This window comes from Herbaspirillum sp. GW103 (assembly GCF_000261365.1).
In the GTDB taxonomy this organism is placed as follows: Bacteria; Pseudomonadota; Gammaproteobacteria; order Burkholderiales; family Burkholderiaceae_D; genus Herbaspirillum.
In genome coordinates, this window is record NZ_AJVC01000003.1 from 1,085,404 (window position 1) to 1,101,174 (window position 15,771).

Below are 15,771 nucleotides of genomic sequence, written 5' to 3' on the forward strand. Positions count from 1 at the left end.
GTCTCACGCAGAGTTTGGCGCCTTGATGCGAGCTATTCCGACGCCGAATTCAAACTGGCGGTCAATTGCATTGATCAGCAAAGCCAAATGAATTTGGTCAGATCGAATTGCTCCAACGGAGAAGAAAACATGTTTAATGCAGTCGCAGTTGCAGTCCAGTCGCTGGCCGCCGGCGAGCATCTCACCATTCCCAAGCATCGCGGCTTGCGTTTGCGTGCCAACGAAAGCATGTACAACTGGATCTATCGCTACAAGAATCCGGATGATGGCAGGATCCGTCAGGTCAAGCTGGGCGAGTGGCCCAACATGTCATTGACCCCGGCCGTTCGCCATTGGAGGCAGCTCAAGAGTCTGCGTGATCAGGGCGTCGATCCCTCAACAGTACATCGGCAAACGGAACACCCACGACGGGCTTCCATCGCCATGCCCAATGAATCCGCTGCGCAACTGTCGGTGCAGCAAATTGGCTTGCGTTATTACGAGGGGCACGTCAAGCATCATTGGGGCGAGAGAGGGGCCAGGGAAGTATGGCGCATTTTCGCTCGCACGCTCGGTGAATTCGGTAGCCTACCCGCACAGAAGGTCGATGCAGACCTGGCTGCTGACTTTCTTCGCGGGTTCCTGGACCGGCCCACCCAAGGCACCATCACGCGACGCGAACTGGGCGCGGCATGGGACTACGCCATTACCCATGGATTGCTTCCTGCGGAGAACGTCAATGTCTGGCGCGGTATCCTGCGTGGGGAGTTCAAGAGCAAGGGCGTTCGTGTCAAGGGCGTGCATCGTGGCGCCGAGAAACGTCTGCTGTCGGTCGATGAGCTCGCCATCCTGCTGCCGTGGTTGCATCATTTCACCAGCGCCAATGAAGACATCCTGACGCTGTTTGCGTGGACATGTGCTCCTGGAAAGGAAATTTGCGCCATGTACGCCAGCGAGATCAGCCAGGAGGAGGACGGCTGGTGGTGGATCATCCCGGAGGCAAAGTTGCGTCCCCAACGACGCGGTGCCGCGAGCGATTTTCGTATCCCCCTGGTGGGACGGGCTCTGGAGATCGTGCAGCGTCGGCTGCTGGCCAGCACGAATGGTTACCTGTTCAAAGGACGCAAGGGCGGACGCTTCGATCCCAAGAACGTCGGCGTGGCGGTCTGGAATGCGCGAGAGGACTGTGACTCACGTCCTGAATATCAGCGACCACGCCTGCCAATTTCGGACTGGACGCCCAACGATCTCCGACGGACAGCCGTGGAGTTGCTCAAAGCACTGGAATGTCCACCGGAAATCCTGGCCGCAATCCAGGGACAGCGCGGCAATCGTCTCCGCTTGTCTGCAGACAGGCATGCTCACGATGCCCTGAAGCGGCTCTGGATGACACGGCTGGCGCAAGTCTTGGAGCAACTCATGCAGGGCAGGGCGCCGGCGCAGTGGGATACAGAAAAGCTGGCTGCCTGAGACAGAATTGCAAAAGGGGCCGAACCCGACGCTTTGATTACACGCAACACTCGATGAAAGCGGAAGGGCAGTTCGAGCCCTCCCGCTTTGCCAATACCCGCAGCTTCCCCGTTACACTGGAACAAGGCACGATGCTGCGGCGACCAGCTCTGCTTCGAATTACGTCTGTAGAACCCATTTCATAAATAGGCGTGAGATGCGTTCTAATAACCTTGACCTCCATGACAACACCACCTGCCGTGCTCAGATATTGACTTTGAGCGTCAGGTAAAACGATCTCGGCTGTGTCGGAATGACGACCGGAAAGCCAAAATACTGATAGGACTCGTAGCTTCGTCGTCCCGTCAGGTTGTATCCGGAAAGCTGAAGGGTGTACCGACCAAAATCATAGGCTGCCTGGGCATCCACAGTCGCCATGCCTGGCACGGAGACGGTATTGGGCAAGGTCAGCTGACGGCGACCGAGTGCCGTGATACCGGCTCCGAACGACAATCCCTCAGCGGCGCCATCCAGTACGCGATAGCGGAAGGCCAGGCGTCCGCTATGCCTTGGCACGCGGGCCAGTGTGTCCCCAACCGGGATCGTGTTGTCTTGCGTGACCACCGCTTGGGTATAGGCGTAGTTCGCCAGCAAGGACAACGCTCGCACCGGTTCCCAGGTCATGTCGGCCTCGAATCCGCGTGCGCGTTGCTGCCCCGTCTGAATCGACACGAGGGGATTGCTGGGATCCGCTGTAGCGACGTTGTCGCGGGTCTGTTCGAACACGGCCAGCGTGCCCGACAGTTTCCGCACTTTATCGTCAAGCTTGATACCAAGCTCGATGTTCCTGGAGGTCTCGGGCTTGGGTACTGTTGAGCCGATGAAACCGAATGGTGCGCGGAAGGCATGGTGAGCGGGAAGATCGGATAGGTGGTCGGTGTAGAAGCATTGGGCGCTGCCAGTGCCGGATAGATGAAGCTTCCGTATTGGCCAACGTCACTGGTGTAGAACTGTGCGGACGCCTCCAGGCGAACGCCGTCGTCAAACTTGTGGCGCAACTCGATCTTTCCGAGACGATTGTTGATATCCGTCATGGGCTGGCCATTGGGCGCACCTGGAAAGGCATTGCGATAAAGCTGACCCGCCAGCGCCTGTTGAGCCGGCAGCCCTGAGTACTCAAGCTGCTGGGTACGGTTGTACTGGCCAGAAAAAAGAATCTCGGTCTGCGCGTCGGGCTTGAACAGGATGCTGGGCTGGAAAAATACGCGTTTCCCGTGGACCTTGTCGATCCAGCTTGTATTGTCCTGGTATTCCCCTGCGAGACGTATTGCCAGCTTGTCGCTCAGTGTTACGTTGTAGTCGCCATAGGGGTTGGTGGTGGAGTAGCTGCCGGCTCGTACACCAAGAAAGCCGCCATTGCTGCCAATCTCGGGACGCGTCGACTCGATGTTGATGAGTCCGCCCAAGGGAGAGCCCAGGCCACCACCATACAGGGTCGAACTTGGTCCCTTCAGCACTTCGATGCGTTCGACGCCGACCAAGCCTGCTGGATTGAATGCTTGTTGATTTCCGCCGAAGATGGACAGGCCATCCAGATAGGTCTCAGCAGGAAACCCTCGAATGATGGGAGCGATCAGCAATGCTTCCTCCGGCTTGGTCGGCATCACCCCGGAAACGTTGACGAGTGCATCGGAGAGGCTGTGGACGTCCTGGTCATCAAGGAGGGATCGCTTCAATACAGAGACAGACTGCGGTGTCTGCAGCAACGGTGTATCCGTGCGCGTCGCCGAGCTGGACCGTGAAGCAGCGTAGCCCGGACTCTCCTCTGTAACGACAACCTCAGGAAGCTCCGAAGACACGGGCTGCTTGTCTGAAATGCTTTCAGCAGCAACCGCATTGGTGATGGGTGTCGAGGTGGCGTTGCTGGATTGCGCCATGACGGCTGTTACAAATGGATAGATCAATGCGATGGCGGCTGCGATGGAAGTCTTTTTCATCGTTTAAAGTAATTTTCTGGCAACCGTAAAGCAAACTGATTTTTCAATTCTCTGGCTGTTGGACAGGAACTCGGAGAAGGTCGGATAACGGCTCATCAGCCTTACCGCCGGAGCGACATGCCAGGCTCGCGTATGTTCTACCGCGGGGACGGCGCCACGCTCAAGGTCAATTCATTGACTTGGTACGCCGCTGCACGAGCGCCAGTCACGAACAACGCATGCAGGTCGAAACCGAACTTGTTCAGGCGTGCCAGCGTGCTCTTGTTGCCTCGAACCAGCGCGTTATAGCCAAAGGTGGCGGGAATGGCTACCGCCAGTCCCAGCGCAGTCATGATCAGCGCCTCTCCAACGGGGCCGGCAACCTTGTCGATGCTTGACTGGCCGGTGGTACCGATGGAGACCAGTGCGTGATAGATACCCCAGACTGTTCCGAACAGACCGACGAACGGCGCTGTGGACCCTACGGATGCCAGAACGGCCATGCCTGCTTGCAGACGCGCAGCAGCTTCATCGATGGACTGTCGCAAGCCCAGGGTGACCCAGTCGCTGACAGCGAGCTGTTCATGCAAATATCCACGATGCTGTTGATGATGAAACAGCGCAGTCCTGCCCGCACGGGCGAGCGCGGCAAATGGATTGTCATGCCCTAAAGTAGCCAGGGCGCCCTCCAGGTCGGCGACTATCCAAAAATCACGACGGGCGGCCTCCGCAGATTTACGCATGCGTAGCAGGTCAAGTGCCTTGGTCAGCATGACATGCCAGGAGGCGATGGACATGCTTATCAGCAGGACGGCAACTGCGCGCGTGACGATGTCACCCTGCGCCCACAAACTCTGAAGGCCGTAAGGACTGACTTCCATGATGTTTTAAGTCTTCATGGGGCGAGGCACGTTGACTCGCCCTGGATGGGAGAAGGCTCGAATTATGCGCGCAGGACCCGATGTGATGCGTGCGACAAATTGTCACATTCTCTCTACAGGGGGGGCAGCCGAGATAAGGCTAATGTTCATACATAAGCCTAAAAGTAATAAACGTATGTTTCTTTATAACTGATTCAATCTTTTGGTGCGAGTGCCTCAAGGGGCTCTATTGATCGCTGCCAACCACGCATAACCCCTACGATGCGTTGAACGCAGCTGATTGTGTCAAATACCATCTCTGGCAATGAGTCCTCCCCTGTCGGCACAGAGAGACCCGCGCCGTTTAAGACGGTGTGTGCCATCCCATGCAGGCGAAGTAATTCGTCGCGCAATCCATCTTCTGAGCGCAGCAAGTCTATGACCTGATCAAGTTCATCGACGATAGCTAATAAAGCCGAAGTGTCGAATTCCTGCTGAAGTTTTTTTAGAGCACTGTTATCTACCAAACCATAGGCCGTCTTTATGGTTTCGTGTCCTTTAGTCATGCGCCTCCCTCTGCGCCTTTCGGTGCTTCCGCTCTTGCTCTCTTGGCAGCCTGTTTAAATAGTGCCTCCTTAAGCCAAGCCTCAGGCGGACGTTTCATATCAAGGAAATAATTTCCGAAGCGTTTGACGCCCGTGGTGCCATAGGGACTCATATATGTTGCATCTTCAACGGCAATTTGCTCACCTTCTGCATAAAGCTCCTGGATGATTCGCATCATATCCACCGTGTTCTGCAAAATGACAGAAGAAGCCACTAAGTCGATATATCTCACTCTCTTTTGCTGCTCGTTCAAGTCGTTTTCGGTGATGACGTCACCGCCAAAATCGAGCCATTTGGTGAACGCATGGTAAGACTCGATTTTGTTGGTCGTAGCGGTCACCTCTTGACGCATCTCCTTTTGCGAGATCCACCGCAGCAGGTAGATGGTGCGCAGTACTCTACCCAGCTCCCTTGCGGCGGCAAAGAGTCGATTGTGGCGGCCGTCATGACTCAATTTTCGAAGGAGCATCGGAGACGCGACCTTCCCTTGCTGGATCGAGATCGCTACTTGCATGAGATCTTGCCAGTGGTTCTGGATTAGTTTCCAGTCAACGACATCGCTAAAAAGTCTATCGATGTGCTTGTACTTAGTGGCCTTGTCAGCTTTATAGAATTTTAGATCCTTCCAGTTACGAATTCGAGGCATTAGCTGGATGCCATTCAGATAGGTGAATGCAAATACGACCTCAGATTGCCCGTGCGTGTCCGAATAGACCGTGTCTGGCTGGACGCTCAGACCCGCTTTCATCAGACCTTCAATGACATATATCGCTTCCAGCATTCCCGGCGGGATAAAGCTGCGGAAATTCGCAATGTAGTTGTCCGCCACATGACGATATGCCACCGCGCCCATCCGCTTGTATCGGAAGTGCATGCCGACAAGGAGATTTTGTTCGTAAAAATTGTGATGTGTGGCGTCAGCAGCCACCTTCGTTCCATCGCCCCAGAGCTTCGGAAGTTCCAAGCGAAGGTACAGCTCCGCGAGGTCGCGACAAGCGTTGTCTAGTTGTTCCAGGCTCATGTGGCGCTGGTTGACATAGGAAAGCTGATGAGGGGTGACGCCATTGGACAGATGTCGAGCGGCCTGATGCGGTCCCAGGTTGCATCCCATTGCGAATACGGTCAGCAGGTAACGTTCGCGAGCATTGCGTAATTTGGGGTCGTCACCGGACTGCGGCCCGAAATTACGAGTGAACCCCGTCCAATGTTCAATGTTGGCGAGGATGTCGAGCAGATTGCGAGGCACGAGCCGGCTATCTATCGCAGCTTGCAGCGCAATGGCTGAGGCGGGAATCTCGCGGGCGGTGACGCGCCTCAAAGTCGGTTCCCCATTGGCGCCGATCGATACGTCGCCGGCGTGCTGAGGAAATTCGCTATCCACCTGCGCCGCCGTGTCCGCCAACATGCTTTTGAGGTTTTCGACGAACGCTTGAGGATTGACAGCGATACCAATTCGGTCGCAATACTCTGGGAGTAGTGCCTCGCACTCCTTCCAAGAGAGAAGCTGGCCACGGTAATCGGCAAATGTACCAGCACCTTCGATACACACGTCGCCACTACGCAGATCACTGGCCAGATGGGAGAAGACGCAGACTTCTAGGTAACGACGATTAGTCGGGTTTCCAAGGCCGTGAGAACGTCGGACAAGTTTATGCCATCGTTCTGAAGCAAACGATAGATCTACCTCCTCGGCGATCCATTCTGCTTTCCGGTGTTCGTTCTCCATTACGATATCCAAAGCTTTGAGAAGAGCCTTGTCCTGCGTGGCCGGATGAAAAACCAGTACCTTCGCCATCTGGAACATGGCAGCACGCCAAGATTTGAAAGGCTTCCAGAGCAATGGAAGATGATTTCCTCCACTCCAAACTCGGATTGCCTCACAATCGCCCTGCAGCCGTTCCAAGCTGCCATGTGGGGCCAAGAGGTCGCGAATACGTCTTCCTGTCGGAGCATCTTCCATACCTTCAGCGAGAATCTCCACAACCTGTTCTAAGGTTGCGACAAGCTCTTCACTGAGCTCCCGCTGCCGCGCCTGCAGAACCTGCAATTCTTCTCGCGCGCTTTTGTGAATAGCGCTGATGCGTCGAATGAACATCTCGGCAATGTCGTCCCGGGCACCGATCCGCATGTGATGAATAAGAGCCAGAATGAGCGTTTGTCTTTTCGCTGGGTTGTAATCTTTCATTTCTGCCGCATCGAGGACGGCTGCACGATCGGAGAGATGCCGCAATTTGTTGGCCGGCACATCTTCCAACAGCGTTCCGGGATCGGGCAATGACTCTAGCCAATTTAGCTGGTCCAACACTAAATCGAGATGCTTGCGAGAAGCCTTCTTAGCAGAGCGCTTAATCTGGTGATAAAGGGATCGGCGCTGTGGTAGTTCCGTATCTAGAAGACTATCAAGCCACTGCCTTTGGGCAGAGGACAATCGTTGGGATATCTTTTTGTAGAGCGCGGACTCCACTGCAGCGTGGGCTTTTTCGGCAATAGTGTCCAGGGTGCTAAACGCAGGAAGCTCGTAACCTGACCGTACCAATTCCTCGACCGTGATATTGATGATGTCTACACGAGTATCAACGATGGCGGCCGCGCGTTGCGAGATCTCAACAGTAATCGGCCTGGTCTTCACATGCTCATATGGCGTTACCCCGAGTAGCGTGCGGATTGCCTTGTGATGGCGATAAGGAGATATGTTTGAATCGGGGTATGAAATTGCATGAACGGGCTGCATACCAAGACTCGCAGAAATATGCTCCACGATTTCCGCGGGAATAGCATCAATGGCAGGAAAGTAGCGCAAAAACTGAAAGCATTTCAGATTCACCAGTAAGGCCAGGCGCCGCGGCGCGGAGCGGGCGAAACCGGCTACCCATTCTATTTCTTCAGGCCGCGGCGTGAAGGTTGCATGAAGGTCTTTAAGTGTCAGCGTACGTGGAAATCTAGGATACGCAGTCCGTTCGATACTGGCCATGGTAAGGGGATCCTTGGCAGGGTCGTTCAAAGGCGAAATCGTTGAAAAATCGGAGTGACATCAACAGGCTCCACGGACATTGCATCAGCCGAAGGTTCGTTGTCAATGGCAAGTTTTCACGCTCTCAGATATTCTTTGTAGGATGAGCAGACTCAAGTCGCGACATGAATATATTGTGACCACGAGATGCTATAAACTGTGGAATGAAATGACCCAAAACGTGATCGTCTCTGGTCAAAACTGCACAATCGAGCTTGCATGAAAAAACGTCAAACCTACTCCACCATTCTCGAACGCGACGGCAAAGTCTCGTGGCCGAAGGCATTGACAGACTGGAAGATAGGCCAACGTGTTTTCCTGTCCATTAAGGACGGAGCTATTGCAGTGACTACCCGGCCGGCGCGCTCAATAGACGGGCGAATATTTTCCACCCGCGTCAGCCGCAAATTCAGCAGCAAACATTTCTCAGCTAGCTGATAGCTACCAGCTAGCCTCCAAGTTGAGCCGGCTCAAGTTGCGAAAGCAACAGATCCTTTAGTCACTAAAGGCAGCAATTTCGCGTGCGAAATTGTCCTCCCGCCGGACCAACTCCATTATCAAGAGGATCACGTGGCAAGAATTCTCGTTGTCGACCTCGAAGCAACCTGTTCGGACGACGGCACTGACCTGACCTGAAAAAACTGGTCCGACTTGAAATTTCATATGCTATTGAAAAGGAGAGTCAGACCATGCCCAAGAAGCGATTCACATCCGAAGACATCATCCACAAACTGCGCGAAGCAGAAGTCATGTCTGCGCAAGGCAAGACGGTGGCCGAAATCAGCCGCCAACTCGGCGTGACTGAGCAAACCTACTTCCGTTGGCGCAAGGAATATGGCGGCCTGAAGATTGACCAGGCCAAGCGACTGAAGGAACTGGAGCAAGAGAACGCACGCTTGCGTCGAGCGCTTTCGGATGCTGTCATCGATAACCAGATACTGCGCGAGGTCAGCCGGGGAAACTTCTGAGCCCGGCACGTCGCCGCCAGGCTGTGGCCCATGTCAGAATGAGCTTGGGCCACGCTGAACGGCGTATCTGCCGGGCGCTCCATCTCTCCCGTTCTTCGGTTCGTTATGCTGCCCACCCACGTTCCGATGAGGCGCCACTGACTGGAGCCATCATCGAACTGGCCAGCCAGTATGGCCGTTACGGCTATCGGCGCATCCACGCCATGCTAGAAGCTCAAGGCTGGGAGCTGAGTCGCTCTCGGGTGGAGCGTATCTGGAAACTAGAAGGCTTGAAGGTGCCAGTGAAACAGCCAAAGAGAGGAAGGCTGTGGCTGGCTGACGGCAGTTGCATCAGAATGCGGCCGGAATATGCAAATCACGTCTGGAGCTGGGACTTCGTCATGGAGAGAACGCATGATGGACGTGTTCTGAAAATCCTGGTGCTCATCGATGAGTTCACCCGCCGCTGTCTCGCGCTGCACGTGGCCAGGCAAATTCGCAGTAATGACGTCATCGATATCCTGGCTGAGGCCATGGTGACCTACGGTGTTCCGGCCTATCTACGCTCTGACAATGGTCCGGAAATGGTCGCCAAGAACCTTCGGCGCTGGCTTGCATCGGTCGGTTCAAAGACGCTGTATATCGAGCCAGGAAGCCCCTGGGAGAACGGATACTGCGAGTCCTTCAACGGTAAATTCCGCGATGAACTGCTCAACGGAGAAATCTTTTACACCCTTCGAGAAGCTCAGGTCATCATCGAGCGATGGCGTCATCAGTACAATACCGTTCGGCCGCATAGCTCACTGAATTACCGGCCGCCGGCGCCACAGGCGACACTGCCGGCATCAACCCCAGAACCACTGCGGCTTGCCGCTTAGACTAACTTTAAGTCTGGACCAGTTGTTTCAGGCCGGTCAGCGAGGTAGTGTCCAGCGATACTGTCTGGATGAGCTGGGGAAACTACGATCAGAAGCAACTGACCAGGGAGGCCCAGCGCCACGGGATTACGATGCCCTTGGCTATGCCCCATCAGAATGCCAAGCGGTTGTTTGCGAAGGTTCAGCGCATTGGCAAGGAGGTTGGCATGGTTCGGGCGTGTGCGCTGGCGGGCATTCCTCTGGAGGGGCAGCATCATCGTGGGCTGGACGATGCAGTCAATATTGCCAAGCTGATGCCATGGGTATTGGGGCATGCCACACTTTCGGGCCAGAGCCATACCCCCTGAAGTTCACAAATGAGGGAGCACACGATGTCGTTCAACGTCTTCATCGACACTGAGTTCACTGACTTTCTCGACCCGCAGTTGATCAGCATCGGCCTGGTCGCGCAAAGCGGCGAGGAGTTTTACGCCGAGCTTCCTTACGAGGTGCGTGAATGCAGCGAATTCGTCAAGGCTGCGGTCCTTCCGCTCTTGGGATACGCGCCGCATGCGGAAATGACCAAGGACGATCTTTACCTGCAAATGACCAATTGGCTTAAATTGGTCAGGCCGAAGGATCAAGAGGTCTTCATTTGCTACGACTACCAGACGGACTGGGATCTCTTCTACGATGTCTTGGATGGACGGGTGCCGCCGTGGTGCAAGCGTCGATTGGTCGCCGATCGCATTAATGAGCTATTGCGGTACGAGTTCCACAAGCAGCATAAGCTGCCCGAGCACCACGCCCTCAATGATGCCAAGGCGAATTGCTACGCTTTTCGTGAATTGCCACCGGCCTCAGTTGGCGAGACCATTGCATAGATCGTTGGGATATCCCCATAGACACTGCTAGATCACCATATGGGGGAATCGCAGAGTGAAGCGCGTTTTCCTCTGCACCGAGCGTACGGTGACATCCCCCTGGTGAGCCCGCATAATGGCCTGCGTGATGGATAAGCCCAAGCCAGCGGAATCCGTGTCAACTTTGGTGCGGGACTTGTCTGCTCGATAGAACCGGTCAAACAAGTGAGGCAGATGCTCCGCCGGGATCTCGGGGCCGTCATTCTCAACGGCTACCAGAACGTCGCCTTCAGACCTGGCGATCGACACTGTGATGCTGCCCGCCGCTGGCGTGTAGCGCATGGCATTGGAGATCAGGTTGCTCAGTGCGCGGCGCACCATCAGGCGATCCCCCCTGATGGTCGCATCGCCCGCCAGCTGCAGCTGCAACCCTTTTTCCTCTGCCAAGGCATCATAGAAGTCGAAAAGCTCGGTAATTTCCTCCTGGAGCTGGAGTGGCTCATAGCTAGGCAGACTGATACCGTTTTCGGTCTGCGCCAGGAACAGCATGTCGGAAATGGTTCTAGCCAGGCGCTGCAATTCCTCGGCATTCGAGGAAAGCGTGTCCCGATAGGCCTCATTGGTGCGCTGCTGGGTCAAGACCACATCCGTTTGCGTCAGCAAGTTGGTGATAGGCGTGCGCAGCTCATGAGCGATATCGGTCGAAAAGTTGGTGATGCGATGGAAATCTTGTTGGAGCCGTTCCAGCATGGCGTTTAGCTTGGCCGCCAAGTCGGCGATTTCAACCGGCAAAGTCTCGATGGGCATGCGTTCGCCAAAGTTATGCGAAGACACGGCTTGCACTTTGTCCGACATCGCTCGCAGCGGCGCCAGCCCGCGCCGCGCCGCCCACCAGCTGAGCAAGACCACAATCAAGGCAGATCCCGCTACATACAAAATCAAGGTTGTCTTGAAATTGCGCATGAAGTGGTCGTGGATTTCCGTGTCAACAGCAACGATGACTTGTAGCTGCTCGCCGCTTTTGTCGTCTTTCAAGTGTGCTTTGATGGCCTGAAATTGCTTATGCTCGCCGGCATTAACGGCGAATGAGTGGCTGCCCGCGATCCGTTTAGCGGCTGTCAGTATGGGCTGGTTCGCATCTGCCAGGGTTGAATACATTGGTTGGCCGTTGGCCGCACTGATGTGAACGAAAAAGCCTGGATGATTGTGCAACGCTTCGCCAAAGGTACTGGTAATGGCGCCGGCACCGCGTTCATTGACCACCATGCGGATGAGTTCAAGCTCCTTTTCCAGTAGCTGTTCATCCTGGTCGGTAAAGTGCTTGGCTACGGTGGACATGATGAGTAACCCCAGACCCACCAGCACAGCCGTGGACGCCACGGCAAACAAGGCGGTCAGGCGGACAGTCAGCGAGCGTTGACGAATCATGTCGCGCTCTCAGCCGACTCTCTGGGCTCTTCATCGTCCAGAATGTAGCCCACGCCGCGTACCGTCAAAATCAACTTATGATCGAATCCATCATCAACCTTGGCGCGCAAGCGGCGGATGGCCACATCAATGACATTGGAGTCGCTATTGAAGTTGATGTCCCAGATTTGGGATGCAATAAGGGAGCGCGGCAGCACCTCTCCCCGGCGGCGGGCCAAGAACTCCAGCAAGGCGAACTCCTTGCTGGTCAGCACCAGCTTGCGGCCGCCTCGGCTGGCGGTGCGCCGCGGGAGATCGAGCACCAGGTCCGCGACCGTCAGCCGATCCTGTAAAACCACATTGCTACCCCGGCGCAGCAGGGTGCGCACCCTGGCCAGCAGCTCGGAGAATGCAAACGGCTTGACGAGGTAGTCGTCTGCCCCCATTTCCAACCCCTTGACGCGGTCAGAAACACTATCCCGGGCCGTCAAGAACAAGACTGGAACCGTCTTTTGGGCGTCACGAAGCGATTGCACGATGCGCCAGCCATCCACGTCGGGGAGCATGACGTCCAGAATGACCAGGTCATAGGGCTCGGTCATGGCCAGGTGATAGCCATCCAGGCCGTTTTTGGCCAAATCGACAACAAATCCCGCCTCGGCCAGTCCTCGCTGGACGTACTCGCCTGTTTTGGGCTCATCTTCGACCACAAGAATTTTCATATTGATAACACTCAAGAAGATAGCGACATGTTACGTGCAGTTGAGCCAGATGACGACATCATTACAGGAATGTAATGCACGAGTAATCCGACTGATCGCCAGCCGTACTTATCATCAGCGCCATATCCCCATTTCGGAGTGATCCAACCTATGTCGAATTCATCGTCCCCTCTCAACTCCCGCCGCCGCTTCGTCAAAGGGCTGGCTGCAGGGGGTGTACTGCTGGGGCTGTCGTCGCGCGCTATGCAGGCGGTGGCCCAGGCAGTCGAAACACCGGCAAGTGCCTCTGCTGCCCCCGTTCTCACTGGCAACGTATTTGACCTGGTGATCGCGGAGTCGCCGGTCAATTTCACGGGGAAGCAGACCGTTGCCACCACCATCAACGGTTCGCTGCCGGGGCCGACGTTGCGGTGGAAAGAAGGCGAAATGGTCACCATCAACGTCACCAATAAGCTGCGGGAACACACCTCCATCCACTGGCACGGCATTATCTTGCCGTTCCAGATGGATGGCGTGCCGGGCATCAGCTTTGCTGGCATCGCGCCTGGTGAGACCTTCACGTACAAATTCAAGGTCAAACAAAGCGGCACCTACTGGTATCACTCCCACTCGGGAATGCAGGAACAAACCGGAATGTATGGCGCTATCGTCATCGACCCGGCGGATGCCGGCAAGAAGCTGGCAGATCGGGAGCATGTGATTCTGTTCTCTGACTGGATGGATGAAAATCCGATGTCGGTGCTCTCCAAGCTCAAGAAGCAAGGCGATTTCTACAATCAAAATCGGCTGACGGCCGCTGATTTTGTCCGCGACGCACGCAAAGATGGCGTGAAGGCGGCCATGGACAATCGTGCGATGTGGAATGAGATGCGCATGAACCCCACGGACCTGGGCGATTTGTCTGCGGCGGCCTTGACCTATCTAGCCAACGGCGTCACGCCTGCGGGCAACTGGACCGCACTGTTCAAGCCTGGGGAGAAAGTGCGCCTGCGCTGTATCAACGGCTCTGGCAACACCTTCTATGACGTTCGTATTCCAGGGCTCAAATTGAAGGTTGTCCAGGTGGACGGCGTGGATATCGATCCGGTCAGCGTGGATGAATTCCGCTTTGGCCCGGGCGAAACCTGTGACGTGGTGGTTGAGCCAAAGGAGGACGCCTACACAGTATTTGCCCAGTCAATGGAGCGCACTGGTTACGCCCGAGGCACGCTGGCCATCCGTGCCGGTCTGACAGCGCCGGTGCCGGCAGTAAACAAGCCGGAATGGCTCAGCATGGGGGACATGATGGGCGATATGTCCTCGATGGGGGGTATGGATCATGGTGCCATGGGACACATGAACCATGGCGCAATGGGTGGCATGTCTTCCATGAGCGGCATGGACTCGATGTCCAGCATGGACGGCATGGACGGCATGGACAGTATGGAATCCATGGACGGTAAGGCGACCATGCAGCCCATGCCAGCCATGGATCACAGCCAGCACCAGATGGGCGCTGCCAATCCGCTGAAAGTACCGAGTAAGAAGGCACGCCATGCCAGCACCGAGTATGGGCCCAGCACAGACGCTCGCGTCGATAGCGCTCGTACCAATCTGGATGATCCGGGAGTCGGGCTGCGCAATAACGGTCGCCGTGTGCTGACGTTGGCTGACATGCACACGATCGGCGGGCCGCTCGATCAGCGCGGTCCGGAGCGCGAAGTCGAACTTCACCTGACCGGCAATATGGAGCGCTATGCCTGGTCGCTGGATGGTCTGGAGTTCGGCAAGTCCACGCCCGTTCATTTCCGTTACGGTGAGCGCCTGCGCGTCATCTTGCACAACGACACGATGATGACCCACCCCATGCACTTGCATGGACTATGGAGTGAACTGGAAACGCCGAATGGCGATTTCCTGGCACGACGTCACACGATTCCAGTCCAGCCGGCGCAGCGCATCAGTTTTTTGGTCACAGCGGATGCTTTAGGCCGCTGGGCCTGGCACTGCCACCTGATGTACCACATGGATATGGGCATGTTCCGTGAAGTCGTCGTCAGCTAACCAGGACCTGTACCGAAAGGCATACTTAGAATGACTCTTACACGCTATTCAACTCGGATTCTCGTGCTGGCCCTGGCGTCTGCGGGCATGAGCGCGGCTTTGGCCCAGACACACGAAGGCCATGCCGCGCCAGCGGCTGGCTCGGCCTCGCAGCCGGCCATTACCACCATGGACAGCATGGACGGCAGCACCGCCAGCACGGCGGGATCAATGGATCACGGGGCGATGAACCATGGCGGTATGGATATGGCGGGCATGGATATGGGCTCCAGCTCGACAGCGCCAGCGGATGCACGAGATCCGCATGGCTATTCCAATGGCTACACCCTCAATACGGGCCCCTATGCCCAGAAGGACACCAGCACATTGATGATGTCGGATATGCATTCCTTTGGTTCCTTCCTAGTCGACCGGCTGGAACGCGTGCATACCCGTGATGGCAACTCCATCGCCTATGACACGCAAGGCTGGATTGGCAATTCTTACGACAAGTTCTACATCAAGGCCGAAGGTGACATTGAACAAGGCCGTGTGGGCGATTCTCGTACGGAATTGCTGTGGAGCCACGCAATGACGCCGTATTGGGACAGTCAGCTCGGTTTGCGCGTTGATGTGGGCAGCAATCGTCCAGGTCGTAACTGGCTGGCGTTCGGTATCCAAGGCTTGTCGCCTTACTGGTTCGAAGTCGAGGCGACCGGTTATGTGGGCGAACAAGGCCGCACCGCGTTGCGTCTGGCCGCCGAATATGAGGTGTTGCTGACCCAGCGCTGGGTACTTCAGCCCCGCGTCGAAGCCAACTTGTATGGTAAAGAGGATCCCGAGCTGGGTATCGGACGTGGCCTGTCCAGTGCCGCCTACGGTGTGCGACTGCGCTATGAGTTTTCCCGCCAGTTCGCCCCCTACATTGGGATCGAGCGTAACCAGAATTTCGGCCGTACCGCCACCTACGTCCGTGGTGCCGGTGGCAATGCCGGGGAAACCCGGCTTGTGGCCGGCGTACGCGTCTTGTTCTAGTTCTCCACTTTTTTACCCTCCATAACATCTCCAAGGAG

General features: G+C 56.0%; 13 protein-coding genes and 1 pseudogene. 7 read left to right on the plus strand and 7 right to left on the minus strand.

What is annotated here, in order from left to right:
- The first annotated feature begins 129 nt into the window (after positions 1-129).
- Entirely contained in the window at positions 130-1,449 is a 1,320-nt protein-coding gene (locus tag GWL_RS08410; protein ID WP_008328746.1) for an integrase family protein, read from the plus strand.
- A gap of 243 nt (positions 1,450-1,692) precedes the next feature.
- Here GWL_RS08410 and GWL_RS23765 read toward each other — a convergent pair whose 3' ends face one another.
- The 5 genes and pseudogenes from GWL_RS23765 to GWL_RS08440 form a co-directional block, all read right to left on the minus strand.
- Positions 1,693-2,241, minus strand: coding sequence for a TonB-dependent siderophore receptor (locus tag GWL_RS23765; protein ID WP_237713542.1), 549 nt, complete (start codon positions 2,239-2,241; stop codon positions 1,693-1,695).
- A gap of 677 nt (positions 2,242-2,918) precedes the next feature.
- Positions 2,919-3,425 (minus strand): annotated as a pseudogene (locus GWL_RS23860) (TonB-dependent receptor plug domain-containing protein); the annotation flags it as partial.
- 137 nt (positions 3,426-3,562) lie between these two features.
- Positions 3,563-4,285 carry a MotA/TolQ/ExbB proton channel family protein gene (locus tag GWL_RS08430; protein WP_008328752.1) on the minus strand — a complete coding sequence of 241 codons (723 nt, stop codon included), beginning with the start codon at positions 4,283-4,285 and terminating at the stop codon, positions 3,563-3,565.
- 194 nt (positions 4,286-4,479) lie between these two features.
- Complete coding sequence (tnpC, locus tag GWL_RS08435; RefSeq protein ID WP_034350311.1) at positions 4,480-4,830, minus strand: Tn3 family transposase post-transcriptional regulator TnpC; 351 nt, start codon at positions 4,828-4,830, stop codon at positions 4,480-4,482.
- Positions 4,827-7,841 (minus strand): Tn3 family transposase, encoded by a 3,015-nt coding sequence (locus GWL_RS08440; RefSeq protein WP_008328754.1) that lies wholly within the window; start codon positions 7,839-7,841, stop codon positions 4,827-4,829. The genes tnpC and GWL_RS08440 overlap by 4 nt, the downstream gene beginning before the upstream one ends.
- A 258-nt stretch (positions 7,842-8,099) precedes the next feature.
- On the opposite strand from GWL_RS08440, the gene GWL_RS23335 reads away from it, so the two are divergent.
- The 4 genes from GWL_RS23335 (at position 8,100) to GWL_RS08460 (ending at position 10,568) form a co-directional block, all read left to right on the plus strand.
- On the plus strand, positions 8,100-8,318 hold the full coding sequence (locus GWL_RS23335) for a hypothetical protein (RefSeq protein ID WP_157174211.1): 219 nt from the start codon (positions 8,100-8,102) through the stop codon (positions 8,316-8,318).
- Between the two features lie 251 nt (positions 8,319-8,569).
- A protein-coding gene (locus GWL_RS22955) for an IS3 family transposase (RefSeq protein ID WP_085943559.1) occupies positions 8,570-9,705 on the plus strand; the annotation gives its coding sequence in 2 pieces (ribosomal slippage) (positions 8,570-8,834 and positions 8,834-9,705; 1,137 coding nt in all).
- Positions 9,706-9,752: 47 nt separating this feature from the next.
- Complete coding sequence (locus tag GWL_RS08455) at positions 9,753-10,052, plus strand: hypothetical protein (protein ID WP_237713543.1); 300 nt, start codon at positions 9,753-9,755, stop codon at positions 10,050-10,052.
- Between the two features lie 24 nt (positions 10,053-10,076).
- The gene (locus GWL_RS08460) at positions 10,077-10,568 is read left to right on the plus strand and encodes a 3'-5' exoribonuclease (RefSeq protein WP_008328773.1); all 492 of its coding nucleotides are present in this window, start codon (positions 10,077-10,079) and stop codon (positions 10,566-10,568) included.
- A gap of 27 nt (positions 10,569-10,595) precedes the next feature.
- Here GWL_RS08460 and GWL_RS08465 read toward each other — a convergent pair whose 3' ends face one another.
- Positions 10,596-11,975, minus strand: a complete 1,380-nt coding sequence (locus GWL_RS08465; protein ID WP_008328774.1) for a heavy metal sensor histidine kinase — start codon at positions 11,973-11,975, stop codon at positions 10,596-10,598.
- Positions 11,972-12,676: a heavy metal response regulator transcription factor gene (locus GWL_RS08470; protein ID WP_008328775.1), complete on the minus strand. Its 705-nt coding sequence runs from the start codon at positions 12,674-12,676 to the stop codon at positions 11,972-11,974. The genes GWL_RS08465 and GWL_RS08470 overlap by 4 nt, the downstream gene beginning before the upstream one ends.
- Before the next feature lie 150 nt (positions 12,677-12,826).
- Between GWL_RS08470 and GWL_RS08475 the strand changes: the two genes are divergently transcribed.
- Together GWL_RS08475 and GWL_RS08480 are read left to right on the plus strand one after the other, a co-directional pair.
- Entirely contained in the window at positions 12,827-14,719 is a 1,893-nt protein-coding gene (locus GWL_RS08475) for a copper resistance system multicopper oxidase (protein WP_034350313.1), read from the plus strand.
- 30 nt (positions 14,720-14,749) lie between these two features.
- Positions 14,750-15,733 carry a copper resistance protein B gene (locus GWL_RS08480; protein WP_034350315.1) on the plus strand — a complete coding sequence of 328 codons (984 nt, stop codon included), beginning with the start codon at positions 14,750-14,752 and terminating at the stop codon, positions 15,731-15,733.
- Positions 15,734-15,771 lie beyond the last annotated feature (38 nt).

Excerpts from the sequence above, each read along its gene's own strand:
- GWL_RS08410 (WP_008328746.1), top strand. The coding sequence starts at position 130 with ATGTTTAATGCAGTCGCAGTTGCAGTCCAGTCGCTGGCCGCCGGCGAG.
- GWL_RS08430 (WP_008328752.1), bottom strand. The coding sequence starts at position 4,285 with ATGGAAGTCAGTCCTTACGGCCTTCAGAGTTTGTGGGCGCAGGGTGAC.
- tnpC (WP_034350311.1), bottom strand. The coding sequence starts at position 4,830 with ATGACTAAAGGACACGAAACCATAAAGACGGCCTATGGTTTGGTAGAT.
- GWL_RS08440 (WP_008328754.1), bottom strand. The coding sequence starts at position 7,841 with ATGGCCAGTATCGAACGGACTGCGTATCCTAGATTTCCACGTACGCTG.
- GWL_RS23335 (WP_157174211.1), top strand. The coding sequence starts at position 8,100 with ATGAAAAAACGTCAAACCTACTCCACCATTCTCGAACGCGACGGCAAA.
- GWL_RS08460 (WP_008328773.1), top strand. The coding sequence starts at position 10,077 with ATGTCGTTCAACGTCTTCATCGACACTGAGTTCACTGACTTTCTCGAC.
- GWL_RS08465 (WP_008328774.1), bottom strand. The coding sequence starts at position 11,975 with ATGATTCGTCAACGCTCGCTGACTGTCCGCCTGACCGCCTTGTTTGCC.
- GWL_RS08470 (WP_008328775.1), bottom strand. The coding sequence starts at position 12,676 with ATGAAAATTCTTGTGGTCGAAGATGAGCCCAAAACAGGCGAGTACGTC.
- GWL_RS08475 (WP_034350313.1), top strand. The coding sequence starts at position 12,827 with ATGTCGAATTCATCGTCCCCTCTCAACTCCCGCCGCCGCTTCGTCAAA.
- GWL_RS08480 (WP_034350315.1), top strand. The coding sequence starts at position 14,750 with ATGACTCTTACACGCTATTCAACTCGGATTCTCGTGCTGGCCCTGGCG.